The 25,806-nt window shown below is 64.9% G+C and carries 20 protein-coding genes; 14 read left to right on the top strand and 6 right to left on the bottom strand.

Annotated elements, in window-relative coordinates; all coding sequences use genetic code 11:
• Positions 1-21: 21 nt before the first annotated feature.
• Both IE116_RS09760 and IE116_RS09755 read left to right on the top strand, forming a co-directional pair.
• Entirely contained in the window at positions 22-501 is a 480-nt protein-coding gene (locus IE116_RS09760; RefSeq protein WP_189614546.1) for a cyanophycin metabolism-associated DUF1854 family protein, read from the top strand.
• A 95-nt stretch (positions 502-596) separates the two neighbouring features.
• Positions 597-1,577 (top strand): Bug family tripartite tricarboxylate transporter substrate binding protein, encoded by a 981-nt coding sequence (locus IE116_RS09755; RefSeq protein WP_189611945.1) that lies wholly within the window; start codon positions 597-599, stop codon positions 1,575-1,577.
• Between the two features lie 88 nt (positions 1,578-1,665).
• Here the strand turns inward: IE116_RS09755 and IE116_RS09750 are convergent, their stop codons facing one another.
• From IE116_RS09750 to IE116_RS09735, 4 genes are all read right to left on the bottom strand, one after another.
• Positions 1,666-2,532, bottom strand: a complete 867-nt coding sequence (locus tag IE116_RS09750; RefSeq protein ID WP_189611943.1) for a class I SAM-dependent methyltransferase — start codon at positions 2,530-2,532, stop codon at positions 1,666-1,668.
• 95 nt (positions 2,533-2,627) lie between these two features.
• On the bottom strand, positions 2,628-4,298 hold the full coding sequence (locus IE116_RS09745; RefSeq protein ID WP_373302981.1) for an MFS transporter: 1,671 nt from the start codon (positions 4,296-4,298) through the stop codon (positions 2,628-2,630).
• A 148-nt stretch (positions 4,299-4,446) separates the two neighbouring features.
• On the bottom strand, positions 4,447-5,832 hold the full coding sequence (locus tag IE116_RS09740) for a sensor histidine kinase (protein WP_189614544.1): 1,386 nt from the start codon (positions 5,830-5,832) through the stop codon (positions 4,447-4,449).
• A 127-nt stretch (positions 5,833-5,959) separates the two neighbouring features.
• Positions 5,960-6,649 (bottom strand): response regulator transcription factor, encoded by a 690-nt coding sequence (locus tag IE116_RS09735; protein ID WP_189611941.1) that lies wholly within the window; start codon positions 6,647-6,649, stop codon positions 5,960-5,962.
• Positions 6,650-7,119: 470 nt separating this feature from the next.
• On the opposite strand from IE116_RS09735, the gene recA reads away from it, so the two are divergent.
• Together recA and recX are read left to right on the top strand one after the other, a co-directional pair.
• A complete protein-coding gene (recA, locus tag IE116_RS09730) occupies positions 7,120-8,223 on the top strand; it encodes a recombinase RecA (protein ID WP_189611939.1) in 1,104 nt (367 codons plus the stop codon).
• A gap of 271 nt (positions 8,224-8,494) precedes the next feature.
• Positions 8,495-9,754, top strand: coding sequence for a recombination regulator RecX (gene recX / locus IE116_RS25880; protein WP_229828078.1), 1,260 nt, complete (start codon positions 8,495-8,497; stop codon positions 9,752-9,754).
• A gap of 16 nt (positions 9,755-9,770) precedes the next feature.
• Here recX and IE116_RS09720 read toward each other — a convergent pair whose 3' ends face one another.
• Positions 9,771-10,691, bottom strand: a complete 921-nt coding sequence (locus tag IE116_RS09720; protein WP_189611937.1) for a LysR family transcriptional regulator — start codon at positions 10,689-10,691, stop codon at positions 9,771-9,773.
• A 167-nt stretch (positions 10,692-10,858) separates the two neighbouring features.
• On the opposite strand from IE116_RS09720, the gene metE reads away from it, so the two are divergent.
• The 5 genes from metE to IE116_RS09695 all read left to right on the top strand — a co-directional run bounded on the left by metE (position 10,859) and on the right by IE116_RS09695 (position 17,330).
• Positions 10,859-13,180 carry a 5-methyltetrahydropteroyltriglutamate--homocysteine S-methyltransferase gene (gene metE, locus IE116_RS09715; protein WP_189611935.1) on the top strand — a complete coding sequence of 774 codons (2,322 nt, stop codon included), beginning with the start codon at positions 10,859-10,861 and terminating at the stop codon, positions 13,178-13,180.
• 376 nt (positions 13,181-13,556) lie between these two features.
• The gene (gene sucC, locus IE116_RS09710) at positions 13,557-14,717 is read left to right on the top strand and encodes an ADP-forming succinate--CoA ligase subunit beta (protein ID WP_189611933.1); all 1,161 of its coding nucleotides are present in this window, start codon (positions 13,557-13,559) and stop codon (positions 14,715-14,717) included.
• Between the two features lie 31 nt (positions 14,718-14,748).
• Complete coding sequence (gene sucD, locus IE116_RS09705) at positions 14,749-15,630, top strand: succinate--CoA ligase subunit alpha (protein ID WP_179585822.1); 882 nt, start codon at positions 14,749-14,751, stop codon at positions 15,628-15,630.
• A gap of 51 nt (positions 15,631-15,681) precedes the next feature.
• Positions 15,682-16,395 (top strand): TerC family protein, encoded by a 714-nt coding sequence (locus IE116_RS09700; protein ID WP_189611931.1) that lies wholly within the window; start codon positions 15,682-15,684, stop codon positions 16,393-16,395.
• A gap of 206 nt (positions 16,396-16,601) precedes the next feature.
• Positions 16,602-17,330 carry a TerC family protein gene (locus IE116_RS09695; RefSeq protein ID WP_189611928.1) on the top strand — a complete coding sequence of 243 codons (729 nt, stop codon included), beginning with the start codon at positions 16,602-16,604 and terminating at the stop codon, positions 17,328-17,330.
• 336 nt (positions 17,331-17,666) lie between these two features.
• Here IE116_RS09695 and ppc read toward each other — a convergent pair whose 3' ends face one another.
• A complete protein-coding gene (gene ppc / locus IE116_RS09690) occupies positions 17,667-20,585 on the bottom strand; it encodes a phosphoenolpyruvate carboxylase (protein WP_189611927.1) in 2,919 nt (972 codons plus the stop codon).
• Positions 20,586-20,728: 143 nt separating this feature from the next.
• Between ppc and hemC the strand changes: the two genes are divergently transcribed.
• The 5 genes from hemC to ppa all read left to right on the top strand — a co-directional run bounded on the left by hemC (position 20,729) and on the right by ppa (position 25,746).
• The gene (hemC, locus tag IE116_RS09685; protein WP_189611925.1) at positions 20,729-21,736 is read left to right on the top strand and encodes a hydroxymethylbilane synthase; all 1,008 of its coding nucleotides are present in this window, start codon (positions 20,729-20,731) and stop codon (positions 21,734-21,736) included.
• Positions 21,726-22,682 carry a uroporphyrinogen-III synthase gene (locus IE116_RS09680; protein WP_189611923.1) on the top strand — a complete coding sequence of 319 codons (957 nt, stop codon included), beginning with the start codon at positions 21,726-21,728 and terminating at the stop codon, positions 22,680-22,682. Before hemC ends, IE116_RS09680 begins: the two co-directional genes overlap by 11 nt.
• Positions 22,679-23,833: a uroporphyrinogen-III C-methyltransferase gene (locus IE116_RS09675; protein ID WP_189611920.1), complete on the top strand. Its 1,155-nt coding sequence runs from the start codon at positions 22,679-22,681 to the stop codon at positions 23,831-23,833. The genes IE116_RS09680 and IE116_RS09675 overlap by 4 nt, the downstream gene beginning before the upstream one ends.
• A 3-nt stretch (positions 23,834-23,836) precedes the next feature.
• On the top strand, positions 23,837-25,129 hold the full coding sequence (locus IE116_RS09670) for a heme biosynthesis HemY N-terminal domain-containing protein (protein WP_189611918.1): 1,293 nt from the start codon (positions 23,837-23,839) through the stop codon (positions 25,127-25,129).
• Positions 25,130-25,206: 77 nt separating this feature from the next.
• Positions 25,207-25,746: an inorganic diphosphatase gene (ppa, locus tag IE116_RS09665; protein WP_189611916.1), complete on the top strand. Its 540-nt coding sequence runs from the start codon at positions 25,207-25,209 to the stop codon at positions 25,744-25,746.
• Positions 25,747-25,806 lie beyond the last annotated feature (60 nt).

Genomic DNA, 25,806 nt, shown 5'->3' with positions numbered 1-25,806 from the left:
CTGGCCACCATTCGCGATGCCATGGCCCCGGCGGCGGTGGCGCCCGGATCCTTGCAGCGGGATGCCTTCGGTCACCTGGTCTATACCGGCGCCGATGGTGTCGTGCACGGTGGCGTCGTGCCCGTGCGCGCCTTTCCCATCGACGGACGTCTGGAGGACATTGCGCTGGTCGGCCGGGACGGGCACGAACTGGCCTGGATCCCCCGGCTGGATGCGCTGGACGATGCCAGCCGCGTGCTGATTGCCGACGAACTGTCGCAACGTGAGTTCATGCCGGCCATCACCCGTATCGTCAGCGTGTCGACCTTGGCCACGCCCAGCCGGTGGGTCATCGAGACCGATCGCGGCCCGACCGAACTGCTGCTGCGCAGCGAGCAGGACATTCGCCGCGTGGCCGGCAACACGCTGTTGATTGCCGATGGCCACGGACTGTACTTCCTGATCCGCGATCTGACACGGCTCGATCGCGGCAGCAAGCGGCTGCTGGATCGCTTCCTGTAGGTCTCACGACAAGTGCGTGCGCTGACTGCGCGCATCGGCATACCATATCGGCAGGTGGCCACGACGCCACCACGACAACGATATGGGAGACCGTCATGACGCGTTCGATCCGCCTGCTGTTATCCACGTGTGTGTTTGCCGCAACCGCCGCCACGGGTGCCACGGCCATGGCGCAGGACTGGCCCAACCGTCCAGTAAAGCTGGTCGTGCCGTTCCCTGCGGGCGGACCGACCGACATGATCGGCCGCGAAGTGGCCGAGGTGCTGCGCGCCGAATTCAAGCAACCCGTGATCGTCGAAAACCGGCCGGGCGGCAATGGCACGCTGGGCCTGGGCGTGCTGGCCAAGGCGCCGGCCGATGGCTATACCCTGGGCCTGGTCGCGATTACCGTCGCCATTGCGCCGCATCTGGGCAATGCAGGCTTCGACTCCTTCAAGGACTTCACGTACATCAGCAATGTGGCGTCCACGACGCCGGTGCTGGTGGCCGCCAAAGACGCGCCGTACTCCACGCTGTCCGAACTGGTGACCTACGCCAAGACGAATCCCGGCAAGCTTGCGTATGGGACGCCAGGGGTGGGCACCATTCCGCATCTGGCGGTGGAACTGTTCCAGACCCAGGCCGGCGTGCAGTTCAATCACATTCCCTACAAGGGCGCGCAGCAGCAGATCCAGGATCTGATCGGCGGGTCGACCCAGCTGGATTCGCAAAGCTCGCTGGTGGTCGCCGGGCCGCAGATCAAGGCCGGGCGTATCAAGCCCCTCGCCGTCCTGTCCGAACAACGGTCGCCGCAATTGCCTGACACGCCGACGGCGAAAGAGTCGGGCTACCCGGGCCTCGTGGTCGCGCCGTGGTTCGGCATCGGCGGGCCGGCCGGCCTGCCGCCCGAGGTGGTGCAGAAGGTGCACGCCGCCCTGGCCAAGGGTTTCGAGCGCAGCGACGTGCAAGAGAAGTTCACTTCCAACGGCAACGTGATCCACATCAGCCGGTCGCCGGCCGAATTCAGGCAGTACGCATCGACCGAATTCGCCCGCTGGGGCAAGGTGATCAAGGACGGCGGCATCAAGGGCGAATAGCCGCCAGCCGCAGCCGGGCAGGGGCCTTGGCGGCATCGCCGGGGTCCGGCCCTTGCACCGGCCTGACCCGCCCCGGTTCCGCAGGGGGTCAGCGCCTTGCGGCCGGCTTCACGAACTTCAAGGTCATGCGGTCCGACTCGCCGATCGCCGCATACTTCGCGCGATCGCGATCGCCTTCCGCAAATGACGGCGGCAGCGTCCACACGCCCTTCGCATAGTCTTTGGTGTCGCGCGGGTTTGCGTTGATCTCGCTGCGCCCGGCCAGCTTGAAGCCCGCGGCTTCCGCCCTTTCGATCACGTAGGCTTCGGTGACATAACCGGTCGCGATCATCTGGTCGACCGACGTGCCCGGCCGCGCGCGATGCTCTTCAACGCCCAGCACGCCGCCTGGCTTGAGCACGTCGTGGAAGGCTTTCAGGCTGTCATCCAGGTGGCCGTCCTTGAGCCAGTTGTGGATGTTCCGGAAGGTCAGCACCATGTCTGCGCCACCGGGCGGCTTGATGTCGGTAAAGCTGCGCACCGGCAGGTCACCCACGATCACCTTGCCATACAGCGCCGGGTTGGCGGCCAGCTTGGCTTCATAGCGCGTGCGCCCCTGTCGGCGGTAGTCGCTGCTGTCCGGCCCGGATGCCGCGTAGTGCGCCGCATAAAGCTTGCCATGGTCGCGAAGGAAGGGCGCCAGGATGTCGGTGTACCAGCCCGCGCCGGGCGCAATCTCGATCACCGTCTGATCGGGCCGGATACCGAAGAAACGCAGCGTTTCCTTGGGATGACGATAGGGATCGCGTGCCTGGTCAGCCGCGCTGCGGTGCGTGCCGGCAATGGCCCGGTCCAGTTGCGCATCGGTGTAGTCCGCCGCGTGCACCTGCGACGCGCCGGGCACGAACAGGCCGCCCGCAAACGCAAGCAGGGAACGGAAAGTCAGACGAGCCAGGCGCGGGAGCAACGAGGTCATGGCAGTCTCCAACGAAAAAGGGCTGGCATCGGATCGATGCCAGCCCTTCGAGAGTACCGCGGCGTGGGCGCGGTGCCCACGCCTGCGGGCGGCCGTCAGTCTTCGAGACGGTTATTTTTGGTTTCCTTCACGAACAGCGTGCCGATGATGAGCGTCATCACCGCGATGCCGATCGGGTACCACAGGCCGTAGTAGATGTTGCCCGTGGCCGCCACGATGGCGAACGATGTGGTCGGCAGGAAGCCCCCGAACCAGCCGTTGCCGATGTGGTAGGGCAGGCTCATCGACGTGTAGCGGATGCGGGTCGGGAACATCTCGACCAGCATGGCTGCAATCGGCCCATACACCATCGTCACCAGGATCACCAGGAAGGTCAGCAGCACCACCACCATGACCTTGTTGATCTGCGCCGGATCCGCCTTGGCCGGGTAGCCGTGGCTGCGGATTTCGGACGTCAGCTGGGCCTTGAGAGCGTCACCCTTGGTCTTCAGTTCAGCGGCGGGCAGGCCGTCGCCTTCGAACGATTGCACGACCGAATTGCCGATCTTGGCCGACGCCACCGTACCTGCCGGCGCAGCCTCGTTGCTGTAGTTGACGGAGTTGCTGGCCAGGAAGGCTTTGAGCTGGTCGCACGAACTGGTGAACTTGCTGGTGCCCACCGGGTTGAACTGGAAGGAGCAGGTGGCGGGATCGGCCACGACCACCACCGGTGCGTTCGCCTGGGCGGTTTCCAGCGCCGGGTTGGCGTAGTGCGTGATGGCCTTGAAGACCGGGAAGTAGGTCAGTGCGGCAATCAGGCAGCCCGCCATGATGATCGGCTTGCGGCCGATCTTGTCGGACAGCGTCCCGAAGATCACAAAGAACGGGGTACCGATCAACAGGCCCAGCGCGATCAGGATGTTGGCGGTCGTGCCGTCCACCTTCAGCGTCTGTGTCAGGAAGAACAGCGCGTAGAACTGCCCCGTGTACCAGACCACGGCCTGGCCGGCGGTCAAGCCGAACAGCGCCAGCAGCACCAGCTTCAGGTTGCCCCAGCGCGCGAACGATTCGGTCAGCGGCGCCTTCGACGTCTTGCCTTCTTCCTTCATGCGCTTGAAGGTAGGAGACTCGTTCAGTTGCAGGCGAATCCATACCGACACCGCCAGCAGCAGGATCGACAGCAGGAACGGAATGCGCCAGCCCCAGGCGGCAAAGGCGTCTTCCCCCACCACCGTCCGAACGCCCAGGATCACGATCAGCGACAGGAACAGACCCAGCGTGGCCGTGGTCTGGATCCAGCTGGTATAGGCCCCGCGCTTGCCGTGCGGCGCATGTTCGGCCACATAGGTCGCTGCGCCGCCGTATTCGCCGCCAAGCGCCAGGCCCTGGAGCAGCCGCAGGCAGATCAGGATGATCGGCGCGGCGATCCCGATGGACGCATAGGACGGCAGGATACCGACGATGAAGGTCGACACACCCATGATCAGGATCGTGACCAGGAAGGTGTACTTGCGGCCCACCAGGTCGCCCAGCCGGCCGAACACCAGCGCGCCGAACGGCCGCACCGCAAAGCCGGCCGCGAAGGCCATCAACGCAAAGATGAAGGCCGCGGTTTCGTTGACGCCCGAGAAGAACTGGCGCGCGATGATCGCCGCCAGCGAGCCGTACAGGTAGAAGTCATACCATTCGAAAACGGTGCCGAGGGAGGAAGCGAAGATGACTTTTCGCTCTTCGCTCGTCATGGGGCGTGCCGGGGCGTTGGGCGCGCTGGCGGACGTGGTGTTCATGGAAGGGTGTCTCCTCGGAATGCCTGCTGTGATAGTTGATGGATGCAGACTTGCCTGATGGTTTGTCAGGCTTGATTCAGATTAGAAACACTGGCTTACGCGGCGCTGACAGCTTCCTTACGGCGTGCTGAAAGTCTGAAGTAGTTTCTTAGTTGATTTCAGGCGCACTTGCCCCGGAACGCCCGAAGGCAGTGGCGATGCGGGTCCCGGGGCTGTCGCCCTGGCCGGGTTGGGAGTTTCCCGTAACCGTAATGGCGGCGCCGTGTTGTTGAGCGATTTCGCGCACGATCGCAAGACCGAGCCCGCTGCCATCGGTGGCGGTGCCGAGCACCCGGTAGAAGCGGTCGAACACCAGTTCGCGCTCCGCTTGCGGGATCCCCGGGCCCGAATCCTCGACCTCCAGGGTGGCCTGCGTCGCCGTGACGCGCACCCTGACCGTGACCGTGCCGCCACGTGGCGTGTAGCGCAGCGCGTTGTCGATCAGATTGTTCAGCAGCTCGGCCAGCAGCAGGGCGTTGCCGCGGATCATGACCGGGTCGTCTTCACCTTCCAGCCCCAGGTCAATGTCGCGCGCCATGGCCTCGTGCACCCAGTTCTGGGTCTGTTCCTGGGCAATCGCCTGCAGGTCGATGTCGCTGTGCAGGTTCGACGGGTTGCGCGGATCTTCGGCGCGCGCCAGGGCCAGCAACTGGTTGACCAGCCGCGTGGCCCGCTCGGCGCCGGAAATCAATTGCCGCAGGCTCGCTTCCATGTCTTCGGGACTGGCGTTTCGCAGCGCCAGTTCGGCCTGCGTACGGATGCCGGCCAGTGGGGTCTTCATCTGGTGGGCCGCGTCAGCCACGAAGCGCTTCTGCGCTTCCACATTGGACGAAAGCCGCTGCAGCAGATCGTTCATGGCCGCGACCAGCGGCGCGATTTCCTGCGGCGCTTCGCGCTCGTTGATGGGCGACAGGTCATCCGGCCGCCGCGCGCGCAGCCGCGCCTGCAGCTTGTTGAGCGGCGCAATGCCTCGCGACAGCCCGAACCACACCAGCAGCACCGCCAGCGGCAGGATCACGAACTGCGGAATGATCACGCCCTTGATGATCTCGTTGGCCAGCTGCGATCGTTTTTCGAGCGTCTCGGCCACCTGGACCAGCGCAGGCTGGCCGTCGGGCACCGTCGGCAGCGACACCCAGGTGTAGGCCACCCGCACGCTGAACCCGCGCACGGTGTCGTCGCGGTACTGCACGACACCCGGCAAGGGCCGTTCTGCACCGGGAGGCAAGGGCAGTTCGCGATCGCCGCCCAGATACTCGCCGCGTGTGCCCAGCGCCTGGTAGAACACGGTATCGGTCTCGTCGGCGCGCAGCATTTCGCGTGCGGGCACGGGCAGGGTCAGCCGGGCGCGGCCGTTGACCTCTTTCACCTGTTGGGCCAGCACCAGCACGCTGTTGGCCAGCCCCCGGTCGTAGGGGACGACCGCGATGGACTGCGCCACCACGTAGGTGATGGCCACCGACATCGGCCAGAGCAGGAACAGCGGGGCCAGCATCCAGTCCAGGATCTCGCCGAACAGGGACCGGGCCTGGGTTTCGGGAGGCGCGACGGCGGCCGGGTCCAGCCCTTCGGAATCGTCGTTCATGCGGGCGCGATGCCGGCGGGAAGCACGCCGCGGCCTGTCAAGGCGCGCTGGCGGATGCGCCGGCTTCGCGCTCCAGGCAATAGCCCAGACCGCGCACCGTGGCGATCTTGACCTCGCCGACTTCCAGCTTCTTGCGCAGGCGGTGCACGTACACCTCGATCGCGTTGGTGCTGACTTCTTCGCCCCACTCGCACAGGTGGTCCACCAGCTGCTTCTTGCTGACCATGCGGCCGCTGCGCGACAGCAGGACTTCCAGCAGGCTGACTTCGCGCGCCGACAGTTCAACGATCTGGTCGTCGATCGTCACGACACGCCCGACCTGGTCGAACGACAGCCTGCCATGCTTGAGCACGGCCGGACCGCCGCCCGCACCGCGCCGGGTCAGGGCGCGTACCCGCGCTTCCAGTTCCGACAGGGCAAAGGGCTTGGCCATGTAGTCGTCGGCGCCCAGGTCCAGCCCCTTGACGCGCTGCTCGACGCTGTCGGCCGCCGTCAGGATCAGCACCGGCATGTGCGAATTGCGCGCGCGCAGCCGCCGCAGCACTTCCGTGCCGTTCAGCTTGGGCAGCCCGATGTCGAGGATGAGCAGGTCGAAAGGTTGCGCCGCCAGGGCGGAGTCCGCCGACAGGCCGTCATGGACCGCGTCGACGGCGTAACCGCTTTGGCGGAGCGAGCGGGACAGTCCATCCGCAAGGATGCTGTCGTCTTCGGCGATGAGGATGCGCATGCCTGGATTGTAATGCGGCCCGGGGCGCGCGTGAGCACTCGCGCTGCGGGATTTCGGCGCGCCGGGTACCCGTCAAACGGTGCATTGATCGTCAGGAGATACCCGTATCGGATGTCGAAAATATCGGTGGCGCGGCCCTGCCGGGCAGGTCAGGCGGATACTGTAAATAAACACAGTTATTTTGCGTTTCGCCCCTTGCGTGAGCGGCCAGTGGCCGCACATTCCCTGAGTGGCGGTACAAAGGCTTTCTGGCCATGCCGCCATGGCAGTGTGAGGACGACGACCGGGATGCGCGCCACGACGCGGCAGCCGGCCGGCGCAGCAGGGGGAGAGGGTCGCGCGTGCAGCAAATGTTGCGCGAAATCCATGCTTTTGGACGTTTTTGTCCGAAGGACCTTGCGGTCACATACTGTTTTTTTATACAGTATCAGGCGATGCAATAATCCGCCCATTCCACAAGGGACTCAAAAATGGACGACACCAAAGTTTCCAAAGCCGCAGCAGCCGCTGCCGCCAATGCCCAGGCCGAGCGCAGCAAGGCGCTGGCCGCTGCCTTGTCGCAGATCGACAAGCAGTTCGGCAAAGGCTCGGTCATGCGCTACGGCGACAACCAGGTCGAGCACGACATCCAGATCGTCTCCACCGGTTCGCTCGGGTTGGATATCGCACTTGGCGTCGGTGGCTTGCCACGGGGGCGGGTGGTCGAGATCTACGGTCCGGAATCGTCGGGCAAGACCACGCTCACGCTGCAAGTCGTGGCTGAAATGCAGAAGCTGGGCGGCACGTGCGCATTCATCGACGCGGAACACGCGCTCGACGTGCAATACGCGTCCAAGCTGGGCGTGAACCTCACCGACCTGCTGATCTCGCAGCCCGACACGGGTGAACAGGCGCTTGAAATCACCGACGCCCTGGTGCGCTCGGGTTCGGTCGACCTGATCGTCATCGACTCGGTCGCGGCGCTGGTGCCCAAGGCCGAAATCGAAGGCGAAATGGGCGACTCGCTGCCAGGCCTGCAGGCCCGTCTCATGAGTCAGGCGCTGCGCAAGCTGACCGCCTCGATCAAGCGGACCAACTGCATGGTCATCTTCATCAACCAGATCCGGATGAAGATCGGTGTCATGTTCGGCAACCCCGAAACCACCACCGGCGGTAACGCGCTCAAGTTCTACGCCTCGGTCCGTCTCGACATCCGTCGTACCGGCTCGATCAAGAAGGGCGACGAGGTGGTCGGTAACGAAACCCGCGTCAAGGTCGTCAAGAACAAGATCGCGCCTCCGTTCAAGAGCGCCGAATTCGACATCATGTACGGTGCCGGCATCTCGCGCGAAGGTGAAATCATCGATCTGGGCGTCGCCGCCAACATCGTTGAAAAGTCGGGTTCGTGGTTCAGCTATAACGGCGAACGTATCGGCCAGGGCAAGGACAATGCCCGCGAGTTCCTGAAAGAGCGTCCCGCACTGGCGCGCGAAATCGAGAACCGCGTGCGTGAAGGCCTGGGCGTTGCGGCCCTTGCCGAGGGCGTGGCCGCTCCTGCGCCGGCTACGGCCGCGGCCGGCGGTGACGACGAGTAATCGTTTCGGCAACGGCCGCTCCAGCTTCGGCCGCCCTGGCGGGCGAGCCAAGGGCGGCCGGGCCGGCGGCGATGGGGATACGGCTGAAGACAGCCGCCCCGTCAAACGCGTGCCGCCACGGCGGCAGGCGGTTGAAACTGCCGCGGGCGCTGCTTCTGGCGCCGGGCCTGCCGCGTCAGTTGACGCTGCGGCTGCGGCTTCCCCTGACCTTGCGTCAGGCACCACGGCTGACTCTGCTCCGGTTGGGGCAAGGTCGGCCGTTGTACCGTCTGTGCTGGCCGTTCCCGTCGCCTCGGCTTCCGAAGACGAGGTAGACGGCGAATATTCCCGCACGTCCACCGAGCGGGCAAAACGAGCCGAAGCACAGCAGGATTCCTTCTCGCGGTCGTCCGACGAGCGGGCGGCGCGCAAGTCACGAGGCAGCAGCTTTGGGTCAGGCGCCAAATCCAGCTTTCGATCCGGCGGCGGATCGTCGCTGTCTTCTGCTTCCTCTTCCTCCTCCGCTTCTACCTCTGAATACACCCGTTCGTCCGACGCGCGGGCCGCGGGCAAGTCGTTGGGCAAGCCGGCCAAGGCACGTCGCGGCGGCTTTGCGCCCGCGCCTGTCGTCGATGAAGACGGCTATACGCGGTCGTCCAGCCGATACGCGCCGGTTGCCAGGCCCGTGGCTGCGCCAGCGCAAGCGGCGCAAGCCGCTGGATCAGGGCAGGCTGTACCAGCCGTACCCGCCGTGCAAGATGAGGTCGACAGCTTCAGCACCGTGCCGGTCGTGCGTGCTTCGTCCCTGCTTGAGTCCGGGGCCTCGGCCGGCGGCGCGGCTGGTGGAGGGGCTGCTGGATCGCCTGCCGGATCAGCGGGTAAATCCGCTGCTGGATCCGCCGGTGGACCGCCCGGTGCTTCAACGCCCACCGTGCCCGCCGCGCCCATGACCGGCAAGATCGGTTTCGTCGCCGACATCGAAGACACCTTCGACGCCGACGCCTTCGACCTCGAAGACGACGATGACGAACCGTTTGTTGCGCCCGGTTCCAATGTGCCGCCGCCAGGCAGTCCCCAGACTGTCCAACCCGCCAAGAAAAAGGGTCCGTCCCTGAAGGCGCGTGCGGTCGACCTGTTGTCACGGCGCGAACACAGCGAACAGGAAATGCGCCGCAAGCTGGCCCGCCACGCCGAAGACCCGGCCCAGATCGACCCGGTCATTGCCAGCTTGAAAAAAGAAGGGTGGTTATCGGCCGAGCGTTTTACCCAAAGCCTGGTCCATCGGCGCGCGCCGGGCCGCGGCATGTCACGCGTGGTGCAGGAACTGCGCCAGCACGGCGTCGATCCGGACCAGATCGCCGAGGTCAAGGAATCGCTGCAAGCGACCGAACTGGATCGCGCGCGCGACGTCTGGGAACGCCGCTACGGCACGCCGCCAGCCGACGCCAACGCCCGCGCCAAACAGACGCGCTTTCTGATGTCGCGCGGCTTTTCCTACGACGTGATCAAGCGCGTGCTGGCCGGCGCAGGCGACGCGTTCGACGACGAGTGACGTTTTAGGCCGGATCTCAACTCTTTGGCGCCTTGATTCCCAGCAAGTTCTTGAAGCTCAGTTCCTTGGCCACGGCCAGGAAGTCCTGGATATACGGCGCCTGCTCGTCTTCGATCCGCACACCGGCATACAAGGTGCGCCACACACCTGTGTCCCCCAGCCGGCAACTGTGCACCAGTCCCAGATCCAGATATTCCGTCAGCGCCCAGTTCGGGATGGCGGTGACGCCTCGGCCGCTCGCCACCAGTTGCACGATCATGGGCGTCAGTTCGGCGGTACGCGTTTCTGCGGGTTCGACGTCGGCGGGGTCCAGAAAGGCGGTGTAGATGTCGAGGCGGTCGCGGTCGACGGGGTAGGTGATCAGGGTCTGTTCGGCAACCTGGGCCGGGGTGACGAATTTGGCGTCGGCCAGCGGACTTTTGCGTGACACGGCCAGGACCAGCTCGTAGCGGAACAGGGGCACGTAGCTGATCGATTCGGACCGGATGGGGTCGGACGTGATGACCAGGTCGAGGTCACCCCGCGTCAGCGCAGGCAAGGGCGCAAACGAGAACGCGGCGGACAGGTCCAGCACGACGTCGGGCCATTGCTCGCGAAACACATCCAGCGTGGGCATCAACCATTGAAAGCACGAATGGCATTCGATGGCCATGTGCAGCCGGCCCGTCCGGCCGGCGGCCAGGCGCTTCAGTTCGCGCTCGGCGGTGCGCATGCGCGGCAGGACATCATCGGCCAGGGCCAGCATCCGCAGCCCGGCGGTGGTGAAGCGTAGCGGACGTGTCCGCCGGTTGAGCAACTGGGTGCCCAGCCGGTCTTCCAGTTCACGCAGTTGGTGGGACAGCGCCGACTGCGTCACGTGCAGGCGTTCGGACGCTTCGACCATGCTGCCGCCTTCACGGATGGCGGTCAGCGTTTCAAGGTGGCGAATATCAATCATGCGGGCATGCTAACCGAAAATCCCCGTGACTTGAATATTTCTAATACTGCCTATGTGAAAGTTGATTTTGACTCAACACCGGATGTCGGGAGAATGCCGGGCATGGTGCTCGTGCCGCGGTCCTTGCCGCACACGGGCTGCTGCCCACGTCGTCATCAGGATCTGTCATGCCCCAGCTTCACACCCTTGGTTTTCCCCGCATCGGCGTACGCCGCGAACTCAAGCACGCCCTTGAACGGTATTGGGCCGGCACAGCCGACCGTGAGGAACTGGAGGCGACCGGCCGTGAGCTGCGCGCCCGTCACTGGGCAATCCAGGCCGAGGCCGGCGCGACGCACGTGCCGGCAGGCGACTTTGCCTGGTACGACCACGTGCTGGAATGGACCTGCACCCTGGGCGCCGTGCCGCCACGCTTTGGGCAGCCGGCCGACCAGCCGGTCGAACTCGACACCTTGTTTCGCATGGCGCGTGGCCGGGCTCCCACCGGCACCCCCGCTGCGGCATGCGAAATGACCAAGTGGTTCGATACCAACTACCACTACCTGGTGCCTGAGATCTGGCCCGGCCAGACCTTCCGTATCGCGCGCGACAGCCTGTTCGACCAGGTGGCCGAAGCCCGCAACCTGGGCGTGAACGCCAAGCCTGTCATTCCCGGTCCGCTGACCTGGCTGTGGCTGGCCAAGGGCGAGGCCTACACCGGCGCCGATGACACGACCAAGCTGGATCTGCTGGCCAATCTGCTGCCCGTGTACGAAGCAGTGCTGGCGCGGCTGGCCGGGCAGGGCGTGGAATGGGTGCAGATCGACGAACCGATTCTGGTCCTGGACCTGCCGCCAGCATGGCGCGAGGCGTTTGCCTCGGTGTACGCCACGCTGACCGCAGCCGCGCCTGTCAAATTGCTGCTGGCCACGTACTTTGGTGCGCTCGACGACAACCTGGAGACGGCCCTTGCACTGCCGGTGGCCGGCCTGCATGTCGATCTGGTCCGGGCCCCCGAGCAGCTTGCCCCGGTCGTGGCCGCCCTGCGCGCCGATCAGATGCTGTCGGCCGGAATCATCGACGGCCGCAATATCTGGCGCACTGACCTGGATGCCGCGCGGGACCGTCTGGCCCCGGTGGCCCATGCATTGGGCGATCGTCTGTGGCTGGCCCCGTCATGCTCGTTGCTGCACGTGCCGGTTGATCTGGCCGCCGAACAGCAGCTGGACGACGAACTGCGCAGCTGGCTCAGCTTTGCCCACCAGAAGCTGGAAGAACTGGCCTTGCTGGGCAATGCGCTCACGCAACCAGCAACGGCATTGCCAACGCCATTCGCGGCGGACCAGACCGCCACCGCCTGGGCCACGCAACGCGCGGCCTGCCAGGCCCGACGGGCATCCCCGCGCATTCACAACCGCGCGTTGCAGGCCCGGCTGGCCGACGCCCTTGCCATCGACCGTGCCCGCGCCCCGTTTGCCGATCGCATTGCCTCGCAACAAGCCTGGCTCAAGCTGCCGGCCTTTCCGACCACCACCATCGGTTCCTTCCCGCAGACCAAGGACATTCGCGGCCTGCGGCGGGACTGGAAGGAAGGCGCGATCGGCGATGCGGTGTACGAAGCCGCCATCCGCAAGGAAATCGCGGGCAGCATCGCTTTCCAGGAACGCATCGGCCTGGATGTGCTGGTGCATGGCGAAGCCGAGCGCAACGACATGGTCGAATACTTTGGCGAACTGCTGGCGGGCTTTGCGTTCACGCAGAACGGCTGGGTGCAGAGCTATGGGTCCCGCTGCGTGAAGCCGCCGGTGATCTTTGGCGACGTGTCGCGCCCCGCGGCCATGACCGTGGGCTGGACCACCTACGCACAGTCCCTGACGGACAAGCCGGTCAAGGGCATGCTGACCGGTCCGGTCACGATCCTGCAATGGTCCTTCGTGCGGGACGACCAGCCGCGCAGGCAGACCTGCGAACAACTGGCGCTGGCGCTGCGCGACGAGGTGCTGGACCTGGAAGCCGCCGGCATCCGCGTGATCCAGATCGACGAACCCGCGTTCCGCGAAGGACTGCCGCTGCGCCGCTCGCAGTGGGCCGGCTACCTGCACTGGGCGGTGGACTGCTTCCGCCTGAGCACGGCAGGCGTCGGCGACACCACACAGATCCATACCCATATGTGCTATTCGGAATTCAACGACATCATCGAGGCGATCGCGGCCATGGATGCCGACGTGATCACCATCGAAACCTCGCGGTCGAACATGGAGCTGCTCAAGGCCTTCGAAGATTTCAGCTATCCGAACGATATCGGCCCTGGGGTGTACGACATACACTCGCCGAATGTGCCGGATGTGGACTGGATGGTTCAGCTGATGGAAAAGGCCGCAAAGCGCCTTCCGCGCGAGCGTCTATGGGTAAACCCTGACTGCGGACTCAAGACCCGCGGATGGCCGGAAACCGAGGCTGCACTGGCGAAAATGGTCGATGCAGCGCGGCTTTTGCGGTCCGTGGCCTGATAACCTGCCTGTCTTGAGCCTGCGCTATACTTCAACGGTTTTGTTGCTCCGGCACCGCAACCAGGGTTCTCCCTGTGGTCAGCGCGTACGGTCGGCAACCAACCGGGTAGTTGTAACGCATGCCTTTATTTGCTGAATCTGCAGTCTCGAACGTCCGAACGCTCCTGCTCCATTTGCGCGCAGGAGCGTTTGCGTATGCGCCCGAAGTGTGAGCGCCGTGGCCGGTATGTCGTTCCGGCCATGCCTGACCGGCGAGTCATTCCATGCTTTACCTAGTACCTGCATCGGACGTCCGCGCGTGCGCAGTCGGCACGACGTGATGTCCGTCATCCTTTCAACCGATCATTCAACGTCTCCCTGACAGCGAAGGCTCCGCATGAAAATCCACGAGTATCAGGGCAAAGAGCTTCTGAAGAAATTTGGCGTCACCGTTCCGCGCGGCATCCCCGTGTTCACGGTCGACGAAGCCGTCACCGCGGCCGAAAAACTGGGTGGCCCCGTGTGGGTCGTGAAGGCCCAGATTCACGCCGGTGGGCGTGGCAAGGGCGGTGGCGTCAAGCTCGCGCGCTCCCTTGACGAAGTGCGCAAGATCTCTGGCGAGATCATGGGCATGCAACTGGTCACGCACCAGACCGGTCCTGCAGGTCAGAAGGTCAAGCGCCTGATGATCGAAGAAGGCGCCGACATCAAGCAGGAACTGTATGTCAGCGTCGTGACCGACCGCGCTTCGCAGCGCGTCTGCGTCATGGCCTCCAGCGAAGGCGGCATGGACATCGAAGAAGTGGCGCACGCCACTCCCGAGAAGATCCTGAAAGTCTTCGTCGATCCCGCAACCGGCCTGACCGATGCCGACGCAGCCAAGCTGGCCCGCGACATCGGCGTGCCGGAAGGCTCGATCGACAAGGCTGTCGTCCAGTTCAAGGGTCTGTACACCACCTACGTGGAAACCGACGCCGACCTGGCCGAAATCAACCCGCTGATCGTGACCGGCAACGGTGACGTGATCGCCCTCGACGCCAAGTTCAACTTCGATTCGAACTCGCTGTTCCGTCATCCGGAGATCGTGGCCTACCGCGACCTGGACGAAGAAGATCCAGCTGAAGTCGAAGCCAGCAAGTTCGACCTCGCCTACATCCAGCTCGATGGCAACATCGGCTGCCTGGTGAACGGCGCCGGTCTGGCCATGGCCACGATGGACACCATCAAGCTGTTCGGCGGCGAGCCGGCCAACTTCCTCGACGTCGGCGGTGGCGCCACGGCCGAGAAGGTGACCGAAGCGTTCAAGATCATGCTCAAGAACCCGGAACTGAAGGCCATTCTGGTCAACATCTTCGGCGGCATCATGCGCTGCGACGTCATTGCCGAAGGCGTGATCGCCGCGTGCAAGGCCGTGAGCCTGAGCGTGCCGCTGGTGGTTCGCATGAAGGGCACCAACGAGGAACTCGGCAAGAAGATGCTGGCCGATTCCGGTCTGCCCATCATCAGCGCCGACACGATGGCCGAAGCGGCCACCGCTGTCGTAGCCGCCGCCAAGTAACCGCCGCGCTCTTAGGACACAAGGACTTTTCATGTCGATTCTGATCAACAAAGATACCAAGGTCATCACGCAAGGGATTACCGGCAAGACCGGTCAATTCCACACGCGTATGTGCCGCGAATACGCCAACGGACGCAACGCGTTCGTGGCAGGCGTGAACCCCAAGAAAGCCGGCGAAGACTTCGAAGGCATTCCGATTTTCGCCAACGCCACCGAAGCGAAGGCCGCCACCGGCGCCAACGTGTCGGTGATCTACGTGCCGCCGGCAGGCGCAGCCGCCGCGATCTGGGAAGCCGTCGAGGCCGACCTGGATCTGGTCATCTGCATCACCGAAGGCATTCCGGTGCGTGACATGCTGGAAGTGCGCAACCGTATGCGCGCCGAAAACAAGCGCACGCTGCTGCTCGGACCCAACTGCCCGGGCCTGATCACGCCGGACGAAATCAAGATCGGCATCATGCCGGGTCATATCCACCGCAAGGGCCGCATCGGCATCGTCAGCCGCTCCGGCACGCTGACGTACGAAGCGGTCGCGCAGGTTACCGAACTGGGTCTGGGTCAATCCAGCGCCGTCGGTATCGGTGGCGATCCGATCAACGGCCTGAAGCACATCGACATCCTCAAGATGTTCAATGACGATCCAGATACCGACGCCGTCATCATGATCGGCGAAATCGGTGGTCCGGATGAAGTCAACGCCGCGGAATGGGCGAAGGACAACATGAAGAAGCCGGTGGTTGGCTTCATCGCGGGTGTCACGGCGCCTGCCGGCAAGCGCATGGGTCACGCAGGCGCGTTGATCTCGGGCGGCGCCGACACGGCCCAGGCCAAACTGGAAATCATGGAAGCGTGCGGCATCAAGACGACCAAGAATCCGTCTGAAATGGCCAAGCTTCTCAAGTCCGTCATGTAACACACGGGTGACGGTGCGCTACGCGCGCACCGTCGGAGAGGAGATACAAGCGTGGAATTCGGATCTACAGCGTTTTTTCTGGCATTGCTCCAGATCGTTTGGGTAAACATCCTGTTGTCGGGGGACAACGCGGTGGTTATCGCTCTGGCGGCGCGTTCGCTGCCTGAGCATCAACAGAAGAAAGCCATTGTCATTGGCTCGGCGGCAGCGATCGTCATGCGGATCGTGTTGACGCTGGTGGCTGCGCAGTTGTTGCAGTTGCCTTGGTTGAAGCTTATCGGCTCCATCCTCCTGTTGTACGTGGGTATCACTTTGCTGGTGCCCGAAAACGAAGACGACGGTGGTCACGCGGTCAAGGGCACGATGCTCGCTGCAATCCGAACCATTCTTATCGCTGATCTGGTCATGAGCCTGGACAACGTGATTGCGGTGGCTGCCGCGGCAATGGGCAATACGACATTGCTCGTGCTCGGCCTGGCTGTCAGCATTCCGTTGGTGATTTTCGGCAGCACGCTGCTGCTCAAGGTGATCGAGCGTTTCCCGCTCATCGTCTGGGCAGGCGCGGCGTTGCTGGGCTTCATCGCTGGCGAACTGTTCGTCAACGACCCGGCGCTGTACCACACCTATACCGATTCGATCGAAGCCACCATCGGCGTGAGCCATCATGGTGCGGAAATCGCGTGCGGCATTATCGGTGCGGTGATTGTGCTTGCCATTGGCAAGTACATGAAATCGCGCCACGAGAAAGGCGCCGTGACGGCGTAATTCTCGGGTTTTTCTCTTTATGTAAAAGCCTGATGTGAGACCTTGCCGGCCTGATGCAGAATATCGGGCCGGCATTTCTTTTTCCCATCAACCTTGTCGCAAGCGTGCGGGCGCGAACAGCAGGGTCGGGACGAAGAGGCATCGGGTCGTCCGTCCACACCATAAATGGGGTCCGCCCCCACTTACCACCTGCTAGGGGATCGCACGTGCTTGAGTTCTTCCAGACGCTCAATTGGAGCTCCGTCTTTCAAATCATCCTCATCGACATTCTGCTCGGTGGGGACAACGCGGTCGTGATCGCGTTGGCTTGTCGCAACCTCCCCCAGAAGACCCGCATGCAGGGCATTCTCTGGGGTACCGCCGGCGCCATCATCCTGCGCGTGATCCTGATCGCGTTCGCGGTGACGATGCTGGGTATTCCGTTCCTGAAGGTCGTGGGCGGTCTGCTGCTGTTCTGGATCGGCATCAAGCTGCTGATTCCTGAAGATGATGCGCACAACGTCGAAGGCGGCTCGACCCTGGTGTCGGCCATCAAGACCATCATCATCGCCGACTTCGTGATGAGCCTGGACAACGTCATCGCCATCGCGGCCGCCGCGCAGCGTGCCGACGAAGCCCATCAGCTGGGTCTGGTGATCTTCGGTCTGCTGGTCAGCGTGCCGATCATCGTCTGGGGCAGCACGATCGTCCTGAAGCTGATCGACCGTTTCCCGGTCGTCATCATCCTGGGCGGCGCACTGCTGGGCTGGATCGCCGGCGGCATGCTGGTCACCGACGTCGCGACCGAGCGTTACCTGATCGCTCCGACGCAACTGGCCAACTACCGTACGGAACTGACCTACGCAGCCGAAGTCCTGGGTGCGCTGATCGTTGTTGTCGTGGGCCTGGCGATTGCCAAGCGCAAGAAGACGACGACCACGCCGCACGCGGTCTAAGCAAACGATGCAGTGACCCTCTCTCCGGGGAGAGGGTGCCGGATCGACGACACGCCCCGCCCTGCGGGGCGTTGTCGTTTCAACGCCTCGGCTATCATGCGCGGTGTGGCAGGCTGGTCTGCCAGATCAAGGGTTCGTCATGAAAAAGCTTCAAACGGGAATGTCTCTGATGCAGATGCTGCTGCTGATCGGCGTGATCGGCGCGGTCGTCGCCGTGGCGGCGCACTATCTGCGGTGACACCCGGCATGTCGCCCTGACCGGGCGGCGGCCATGAAAAAAGGAGCCCGCAGGCTCCTTTTTTTCTTCAACGACGCGCGGGCAGGCCCGCCACCGGATCAGCCGGTGTTGCGCAGTCCCGCCGCAATCCCGTTGATCGTCAGGTGGATGCCACGCTGGGTTCGTTCATCGGGCGCCGCCACATCCTTGGCCTTGCCGCCCTTGCCGCTCCCGGACTTGCTGCCAGCCGCTTTCTTGCTGGCCTTGCCCGCGGCCTCGCGCTGCGCGCTTCGATACCGGCGGATCAGCTCGATCTGCAAGTGATTGAGCGGATCGATGTAGGCGATCCGATCGCGCAGCGAACGCGCCAGCGCCGGATTGTCAGCCAGCAACTGCCGCTGGCCGGTGATCAGCTTGAGCGCCGCAATCGTGCGTTCCAGTTCGTCGCGCATCGCGCCAAAGATGCGGTTGCGCAGGGCCCGGTCCTCGACCAGCAGGGCGTAGCGTGACGCAATCGCCAGGTCGGTCTTGGCCAGCACCATTTCCATGTTCGACAGCAGTGTCTTGAAGAAAGGCCAGCGCTGCGACATGTCGCGCAGGTGACGCAGGCGATCGCTGCGCTTGCCTTCGGCGCCCGAGTCGGGTCCGCCGCGCAGATAGGCTTCGATGGCCGAACCCACCCCATACCAGCCCGGCAACAGCAGGCGGCATTGTCCCCACGAAAAGCCCCAGGGGATCGCGCGCAGATCTTCGATGCGGCCGGTGGACTTGCGCGCGGCCGGACGCGAGCCGATGTTCAGCTCCGAAATTTCGGATAGCGGCGTGGCGGCAAAGAAATAGTCCGCAAAGCCCGGGGTTTCGTACACCAGCGCGCGGTAGGTGCGCATGGCCGTGTCCGACAGGAACTGCATGGTCGGGCCGAATTCGGCGAACAGCTTGTCTTCGGCCTGCTTGGCTTCCGCGGGGTCGACCAGGCTGGCTTCCAGCGTCGCCGCCGTCAGCAGTTCCAGATGCCAGCGGCCGATGTCGGCGTCCTTGTACTTGCTCTGGATCACCTCGCCCTGTTCGGTCAGGCGAATCTGGCCGGCCACGGTCCCGGGCGGCTGCGCCAGGATGGCGTCGAAGCTGGAACCACCGCCCCGGCCCACGGTGCCGCCGCGGCCATGGAACAGGCGCAGGCGCACCTTGCGCTGGCTGAACACATCCACCAGCGCGCGCTCGGCTTCATACAGCGACCAGTTGGACGTCAGGAAGCCGCCGTCCTTGTTGCTGTCGGAGTAGCCCAGCATGACTTCCTGCACGCCGTATTGCGCGTGTTTGACGCGGGCGCGCACTTCCGGAAGGTCCAGGTAACGCGACATGATGCCGGGGCCGTTGACCAGGTCGGGAATGGTCTCGAACAGCGGCACCACGATCAGCCCCTCACCCACATCAGGCGGCCGCTTGCCGGTCGGGTCGGCGCCCGGGGCGATCAAGCCTGTTTCCTTTTGCAGCACCAGCACTTCGAGCAGGTCGCTGACGGTCTCGGTGTGCGACACGATGGCGTGCTGCATGGCCTGCGGACCGTAATCGGCGCGTGCCTTGGCAGCTGCGCGGAAAATGTTCAGTTCGCGCTGGGTCTCTTCGCTGTAGGTCATCCACGGTGATACCAGCGGCCGGGCCTGGGTCAGTTCGTCGCGCAGCAGTGCGACCCGTTCGTCTTCAGTCAGCGCCGCGTAGTCAGCCTTGACGCCGGCCCGCGCGAACAGTTCGGCCAGCGTGCGTTCATGCACGTCCGAACTCTGCCGCAGGTCGATGGTGGCCAGATGGAAGCCGAACACCGACACCGCCTGGCGCAGCGCTGCCAGGCGCAGGCGGGCAATCGGCGCTGCGTGGTGCTCGACCAGCGAATCGGCGATCACGGTCAGGTCGGCGGCCAATTCATCCGGGCTGCCATAGGGTTCGGCCGGAGGCGCGGCGCGGCGGGCCAGGTCGCGGCCCGTCAGCTTCTTGCCGGTCGCGCCGATGCGGGCGTAGATGCCGACCAGGGCGCGGCGATACGGCTCGTCCGCACGATGGCTCGACATGTCGCCGCTGGATTCGGCCAGTTCCAGCAAGGCTTCGGACGCGGGCGTCAGCAGCGTCGTCATCGACAGCTCGGCGCCCAGCGCATGGGTCTCGTCCAGGTAGAACTCGACGGCGGTGGCGGTCTGGCGCAGCAGGGCCAGCTGCAGCGTGTTGGCGTCCACGTTCGGATTGCCGTCCCGGTCGCCGCCGATCCAGCTGCCCATGGTCAGGAAGGGCGTCATGGGCGGCGGCAGGGGGGCAAACGGGTCGGTGGCTTCACGCCCCAACAAACGCGACAGGTGCGCGTAGATTTGCGGGATCACCGTCAGGAACGTGCTGCGGTAGTACGACAGCGCGTTCTCGATCTCGTCCGCCACCGTCAGCTTGGTATAGCGCAACATGCGTGTCTGCCACAGCGTGTCGATCCGGCCCAGCAGTTCCAGCGACTTTTCGAACGCTTCGTCAGGTGTGTGCGGCGCGTCGCGATCCTGCAGCAGACGGGCAATCTCGCGATGCACGTCCAGCGTGCTCTTGCGCTGCACTTCGGTCGGATGCGCCGTCAGCACCGGCGACATGACCGCCTGGTGCAGGGCCTGCCGGATCCTGGCGGGCGTCACGCCGCGTGATTTCAGTCCAGCCACCGCATCACGCAGCGTGCCGCGTGTGGGGGTATCGCCTTCGAGCCACTGCGCGCGCCGCTGCCGGTTCTGGTCGCGGTCTTCGGCAATGTTGGCCAGATGCAGGAAGTAGCTGAAGGCGCGCACAACGGAATTCGTGTCATCGGGCGACAGCTGCTTGAGCCGCTTTTCGAGTGCTTTCCCATCGCCTTCGTCGCCATCGCGGCGAAATTTCACGGCGTTGCGGCGGACGGTCTCGATAGTGTCGAAGACATGCTCGCCTTCGCTGGCGCGAATCACGTCGCCAAGCAGGCGGCCGAGCAGGCGGATATCGTTGCGGAAAGGAAGGTCGGGGGCGGCGCTGGCAGTCGTCATCAGGTCTTGGCTTCTGGTTATGGTTGGAAGGCGTTGACAGGAAAGCGGGTGCGGCTCGAAATAGGGAAGGGACTCCTTGGTAGTTGCGCGGACTAAGCTTACCGCGCCTCGACGGCGGCGTTTCCGAAAGCGGCGTGCCGGCGATGTCTCTTATAATCGACGACCCCCGCCTTCACGCTTCCAAGAGACCCACCTTGACCCAAGACCGTTTGATCATCGCGACGCGCGAAAGCCGCCTGGCCCTCTGGCAGGCGGAACATGTGCAGGCGAAATTGCGGGCGCTCTATCCCCGGATGTCGGTCGAGCTGCTGGGCATGACGACGCGCGGCGACCAGATCCTGGATCGCACGCTGTCCAAGGTGGGCGGCAAGGGCCTGTTCGTGAAGGAACTGGAAAACGCATTGATGGATGGCCGTGCCGACCTGGCCGTGCATTCATTGAAAGACGTGCCGGTCGACATGGCCGACGGCTTTCACCTGAGCACCATTCTGTCGCGTGAAGACCCCCGCGACGCGCTGGTGTCGAACACCTATGCCAACCTGGCCGAGATGCCGCCGGGCGCCGTTGTCGGCACCTCCAGCCTGCGACGCGAATCGCAGATCCGTGCACGCTTTCCGCATCTGAACGTGCAGCCCTTGCGCGGCAACCTGGACACGCGGCTGGCCAAGCTGGATCGCGGCAATTACGACGCGATCGTGCTGGCGGCGGCAGGTCTGAGCCGCCTTGGCCTGGGTGCGCGCATCCGCTGCCTGCTCGAACCGGAAGACAGCCTGCCGTCGGCCGGGCAGGGCGCGCTGGGCATTGAGATCCGTGCCGATCGCAGCGACCTGCAGGCGCTGTTCGCGCCGCTGTCCGACACGGCCGCCACGGCCGAAGCCATTGCCGAACGCGCCGTGTCGCGCGCGCTGGGCGGATCGTGTCAGGTGCCTCTGGCCGCCTTTGCGCAGGCGGATCTGGACGGCGGTCTGGCGCTGCGCGCGCTCGTGGCCCTGCCTGATGGGTCGCGCGTGATCCGCGTGGCCCGTCAGGGCCGCATGGACGACGCCGAAACACTGGGCCAGGCGGTGGCCGATGAACTGCTCGCGGGCGGCGCTGCCGAGATCCTGGCGGCGCTGAACGCCCCCGACGCACCGGACCCCCATGGCGAGTGACGGGCGCGAAGCTGCGGCGGCGAACCTGGCGCGCCTGGTGTCGGCAGAAGCCGCTGTCGATCGTGTAGCCCAGCGGGCCGTGCCGATCGAAGCGGAAGCGGCTTTCCAGGGGCCTGCCAGGCTGCCGGTGGTACTGACCCGCCCGGCTGGACAGAACGCCGCATTGGCCGCCCGCCTGCGCACCGCCGGTCGCGAGGTCCTTGAACTTCCGTCTTTGAGACTGACGCCATTGCCGGGTCCCGCGCCCGACCCCGCCGCGTTTGATCTGGTGGTGTTCGTCAGCGGCAACGCGGTGCGCTTCTATCTGGATACGCGTCAGGATGCTGCCTCGGGGGCATCGCTTCCCTGGCCGGTCAAGGTCGCGGCCGCCACCGTCGGCCCGTCCAGCAGCGCGGCGTTGCGCAATCACCCGGCGTTCGGCGACGCACCCTCGGTGATCCAGCCGTCGCCCGCCGCGGCCACCTTCGATTCCGAATCCTTGTGGACCGAACTGGCGGCGCTCGATCCCATGCCCCGTAGCGCCTTGATCGTGCGTGGCGGCAGCGGTCCGGAAGGCCGGGGCCGCGATTGGCTGGCCGCCCGTCTGCGCGACGCCGGCGTCACGGTCACGATCCACAGCGCTTATCGGCGTGAGCCCGCGCCGTGGCCAAACGCAGCTGCCGCGACGCTGCGCAATTGGGCCGCCGCAGGCCGCGCCGCCGTGATCCTGATCACGAGCAAGGAGGGTGCCGATGCGATGCGGACCGCGATCCAGCACGCCGGCCTGCTCGATTGGTACGCAGGCTGTCGCCTCATAGCAACGCATCCGCGCATCGCCAGCCACGTGGGGGATGTCCACAGCCGCACTGTGCCGGCAACCTGTACCCCGGCTGCTGGAGAGCCCTTGTTACAAATATCATCGCCGCGCGATGATGACATCTTTGCCGCGATAGAATCGACGCCATGACTGCATCCGAGAATGACATCCGCCCGCCGACCGCTGCCGCGCCCGACTCGCGCCCGGCGTCCGACCGAACCGCCGGCCGTGCGCCGAAGCGCCGTGGCCAGCCGTTTCCGTGGGTCACCACAGGCTTGGTCTTCGCGCTGATCGTCATCCTGGTGCTGGCCGCCGCCTTGTGGCGCCAGCAGCGTCTGGTCGAAGCCATCGGCCGCGAGTCCGCGACCCGGTATGCGGCCATCGATGCCACTGCCCGCGACGCGCAAGCGCGCGCGCGTCAGTCGCTGTCCACCAGCCAGGGCAACGCTGACAAGCTGGCCGTGCTCGAATCCAAGATCCTGGAATCCCAAAGCCAGCAGGCTGCGTTGGAACAGCTCTATCAGGAACTGTCACGCGGTGAAGATGAATGGACGCTGATCGAGGTTGAACAGGCCCTGTCGATCGCGTCGCAACAGCTTCAACTTGCGGGCAATGTGCCCAACTCGATTGCCGCCATGCAGGTGGCCGATGCGCGCCTGGCCCGTGCCGACCGCCCGCAATTCACGCCCGTGCGCCGCGCCATCGCCCAAGACCTGGAACGCCTGCGCGCGCTGCCCTCGGTCGACGTGTCCGGCCTGGTCGTGAAGATCGATCAACTGGTCACCCTGTTCGACAAGCTTCCGCTGCTGGCCAGCGTGGAGCCGGCCCGTCGCCGCGGCGCCACGCAGCCACCCGTGGAGACGACGCCCGCCGTCGCCCCGGTGGATGATGGCCGCTGGTGGAACGACTGGCTCGCTTGGTGGCCCTCGCTGCGTGATGGCTTCCTGAACGATATGCGTGACCTGATCCGCATCCAGCGCGTGGACCGGCCCGACGCCTTGCTGGTGTCGCCGGAACAGGGCGCGCTGCTGCGCGAAAACCTGAAGCTGCGGCTCCTCAATGCCCGCCAGGCGCTGTTGTCGCGCCAGGAACATGCGTGGGATGCCGACCTGGCCGCCATCTCGGCTGCCATTCCGGTCTACTTCGACGTTGAAGCGCCTGCCACCCGCAGCGCCCAGGCCCTGCTGACGCAGATCAAGGACACCGAGATCTCGATCCAGCTTCCTGGCATCAACGACAGCCTGGCCGCGGTACGCTCGGTCCTGCCTCGCAGCGCGGTGCCCGCCGCACGCCAGAGGTAAGTCATGCGCTCCTGGATCTGGACTCTGCTTTTATTGGTTGCTGCGGTCGGCCTGGCGGTAGGTGTGCGCTATCACTCGGGCAACGTCGCGCTGCTGTTGCCACCGTATCGTGTCGAACTGTCGGCCAGCCTGGCGGCCTTGCTGCTGCTGATTACGTTCATTGCCCTGCATGTGGCGCTGCGCACCGTGGCATGGACGCTGGGCCTGCCGACGCGTGTGCGTGAATGGCGCGAACGCCGTGCCCTGGCGCAGCAACAGCAATTGCTGGAACGCGGCTGGATCGGTCTGCTGGAAGGCCGCTATGCCCGTGCCGAAGCCGACATGGGCAACGTGGCCGACCAGACCGACGTCGCGTCGCGCAAGGTGCTGGCGCTGCTGTCGGCCGCGCGCGCCGCGCATGCGATGCAGGAATATGTCCGCCGCGATGCCTTGCTGGTGCGCGCGCGTGACGCCGCCGCGGCCGACCCTGCGCTCAAGCCGGCCACCATGATTGTCGAAGCCGACATGCTGCTTGACCAGCATCGCCCGGCCGATGCTCTGGCGCTGCTGTCGCAGCTGCACGAAAACGGTCCGCGGCACATGCATTCGCTGCGGCTCGAGCTGCGCGCGCATCGGGATCTCGGCCACTGGGCCGACGTGCTCAAGCTGGCGCGCACCTTGTCCAAACGCAATGCCCTCCACCCGGCGGCCAGCGCTCGCATGATCGCAACCGCGGCGGCGGGTCTGCTGACAGCCTCCGACATGGTCACGCGCCGCGCCGTCTGGAAGGACCTGAAGGCCGACGAGCGCACCTTGCCCGAAGTGGCCTTGGCGGCTGCCGCGGTGTTCGATGCCGATGGTGAAGAAGCCCGCACCCGCAAGGTGCTCGAAGACGCCATTGAAATCGACTTTGCGCCCGCGCTGCTGCAGGCCTACGCGCGCTGCGGCGGCGACGAGATCCGTCCGCGCCTTGAAACCGCCGAACGCTGGCTGCAGGCCCGCCCCAATGATCCGGACCTGCTGCAGGCGCTGGGTTCCCTGTGCCTGTGCGGCCGCCTGTGGGGCCCGGCGCAGCGTTACCTGGAGCGCAGCCTGGCGGCGCGCAGTGATCCCCGTACTCATGCGTTGCTGGCCAGCCTGTTCGACCGCACCAACCGCGCGTCGGACGCCGTACGCCATTGGCGCCTGGCCACCGAGGCAGTGGTAGGCTTGCCCGTCCTGAAGGCGGCGGCCGACACGGTGCTGTTCGATCCGGTGGCGGCGCCGCAATTCGAAAGCGAAGAACCCGTCGCGCCCGATCGCGCCGCGGGGCTCTGATCGCCCGCCATTCCTGATTCCCGATTTGCGATTTCCGTTTTTTTCTTTTCCTTTACCTCTCACTCTCGCAGGCAGTTATGAACCTCGATCGCGTCGGTCCCGGCGACAATGCACCGGATGAAGTCAATGTGATTATCGAGATCCCGATGAACGCGGATCCGATCAAGTACGAAATCGACAAGGCCACCGGCGCCTTGTTCGTCGACCGTTTCATGATGACGGCGATGCACTACCCCTGCAATTACGGCTACGTGCCCAACACCCTGTCGGACGATGGCGATCCGGTCGACGTGCTGGTCATCACGCCGCATCCGGTCACCGTGGGCGCCGTCGTGCGCTGCCGCGTCATCGGCGTACTGCAGATGGACGATGAAGCCGGCGGCGACGCCAAGCTGCTGGCCGTGCCGATCGACAAGGTCTTGCCGATCTATCGCCACTGGCAAAGGCCGGAAGACCTGCAACCCGAACACCTGATGCGCATCCAGCACTTCTTCGAGCACTACAAGGATCTGGAGAAGGGCAAGTGGGTCAAGGTCAAGGGCTGGGAAGGTCCTGAAGCGGCCAAGGCCGAAATCACCAGCGGCATCGCGGCATTCAAGAAGGCCAAGGGCGGCTGAGCGGGATCGCTGTCTGGAAAGTCAGGAAAAGGCGCTACGGCGCCTTTTCCTTTTGCTGAA

The sequence above is a fragment of the Pigmentiphaga litoralis genome (assembly GCF_014651835.1).
GTDB lineage: Bacteria > Pseudomonadota > Gammaproteobacteria > Burkholderiales > Burkholderiaceae_B > Pigmentiphaga > Pigmentiphaga litoralis.
The sequence above is the reverse complement of the archived record's forward strand: the minus strand, read 5'-3'. Positions and strand labels throughout refer to the sequence as shown.

What these genes read in the sequence shown, in the direction of transcription:
- recA (WP_189611939.1), top strand. Translation starts at nt 7,120, where the DNA reads ATGGACGACACCAAAGTTTCCAAAGCCGCAGCAGCCGCTGCCGCCAAT.
- sucD (WP_179585822.1), top strand. Translation starts at nt 14,749, where the DNA reads ATGTCGATTCTGATCAACAAAGATACCAAGGTCATCACGCAAGGGATT.
- sucC (WP_189611933.1), top strand. Translation starts at nt 13,557, where the DNA reads ATGAAAATCCACGAGTATCAGGGCAAAGAGCTTCTGAAGAAATTTGGC.
- IE116_RS09680 (WP_189611923.1), top strand. Translation starts at nt 21,726, where the DNA reads ATGGCGAGTGACGGGCGCGAAGCTGCGGCGGCGAACCTGGCGCGCCTG.
- IE116_RS09670 (WP_189611918.1), top strand. Translation starts at nt 23,837, where the DNA reads ATGCGCTCCTGGATCTGGACTCTGCTTTTATTGGTTGCTGCGGTCGGC.
- ppc (WP_189611927.1), bottom strand. Translation starts at nt 20,585, where the DNA reads ATGACGACTGCCAGCGCCGCCCCCGACCTTCCTTTCCGCAACGATATC.
- hemC (WP_189611925.1), top strand. Translation starts at nt 20,729, where the DNA reads ATGTCTCTTATAATCGACGACCCCCGCCTTCACGCTTCCAAGAGACCC.
- IE116_RS09755 (WP_189611945.1), top strand. Translation starts at nt 597, where the DNA reads ATGACGCGTTCGATCCGCCTGCTGTTATCCACGTGTGTGTTTGCCGCA.
- IE116_RS09745 (WP_373302981.1), bottom strand. Translation starts at nt 4,298, where the DNA reads ATGAACACCACGTCCGCCAGCGCGCCCAACGCCCCGGCACGCCCCATG.
- IE116_RS09735 (WP_189611941.1), bottom strand. Translation starts at nt 6,649, where the DNA reads ATGCGCATCCTCATCGCCGAAGACGACAGCATCCTTGCGGATGGACTG.
- IE116_RS09675 (WP_189611920.1), top strand. Translation starts at nt 22,679, where the DNA reads ATGACTGCATCCGAGAATGACATCCGCCCGCCGACCGCTGCCGCGCCC.
- IE116_RS09760 (WP_189614546.1), top strand. Translation starts at nt 22, where the DNA reads ATGGCCCCGGCGGCGGTGGCGCCCGGATCCTTGCAGCGGGATGCCTTC.
- IE116_RS09740 (WP_189614544.1), bottom strand. Translation starts at nt 5,832, where the DNA reads ATGCTGGCCCCGCTGTTCCTGCTCTGGCCGATGTCGGTGGCCATCACC.
- metE (WP_189611935.1), top strand. Translation starts at nt 10,859, where the DNA reads ATGCCCCAGCTTCACACCCTTGGTTTTCCCCGCATCGGCGTACGCCGC.
- IE116_RS09720 (WP_189611937.1), bottom strand. Translation starts at nt 10,691, where the DNA reads ATGATTGATATTCGCCACCTTGAAACGCTGACCGCCATCCGTGAAGGC.
- IE116_RS09750 (WP_189611943.1), bottom strand. Translation starts at nt 2,532, where the DNA reads ATGACCTCGTTGCTCCCGCGCCTGGCTCGTCTGACTTTCCGTTCCCTG.
- ppa (WP_189611916.1), top strand. Translation starts at nt 25,207, where the DNA reads ATGAACCTCGATCGCGTCGGTCCCGGCGACAATGCACCGGATGAAGTC.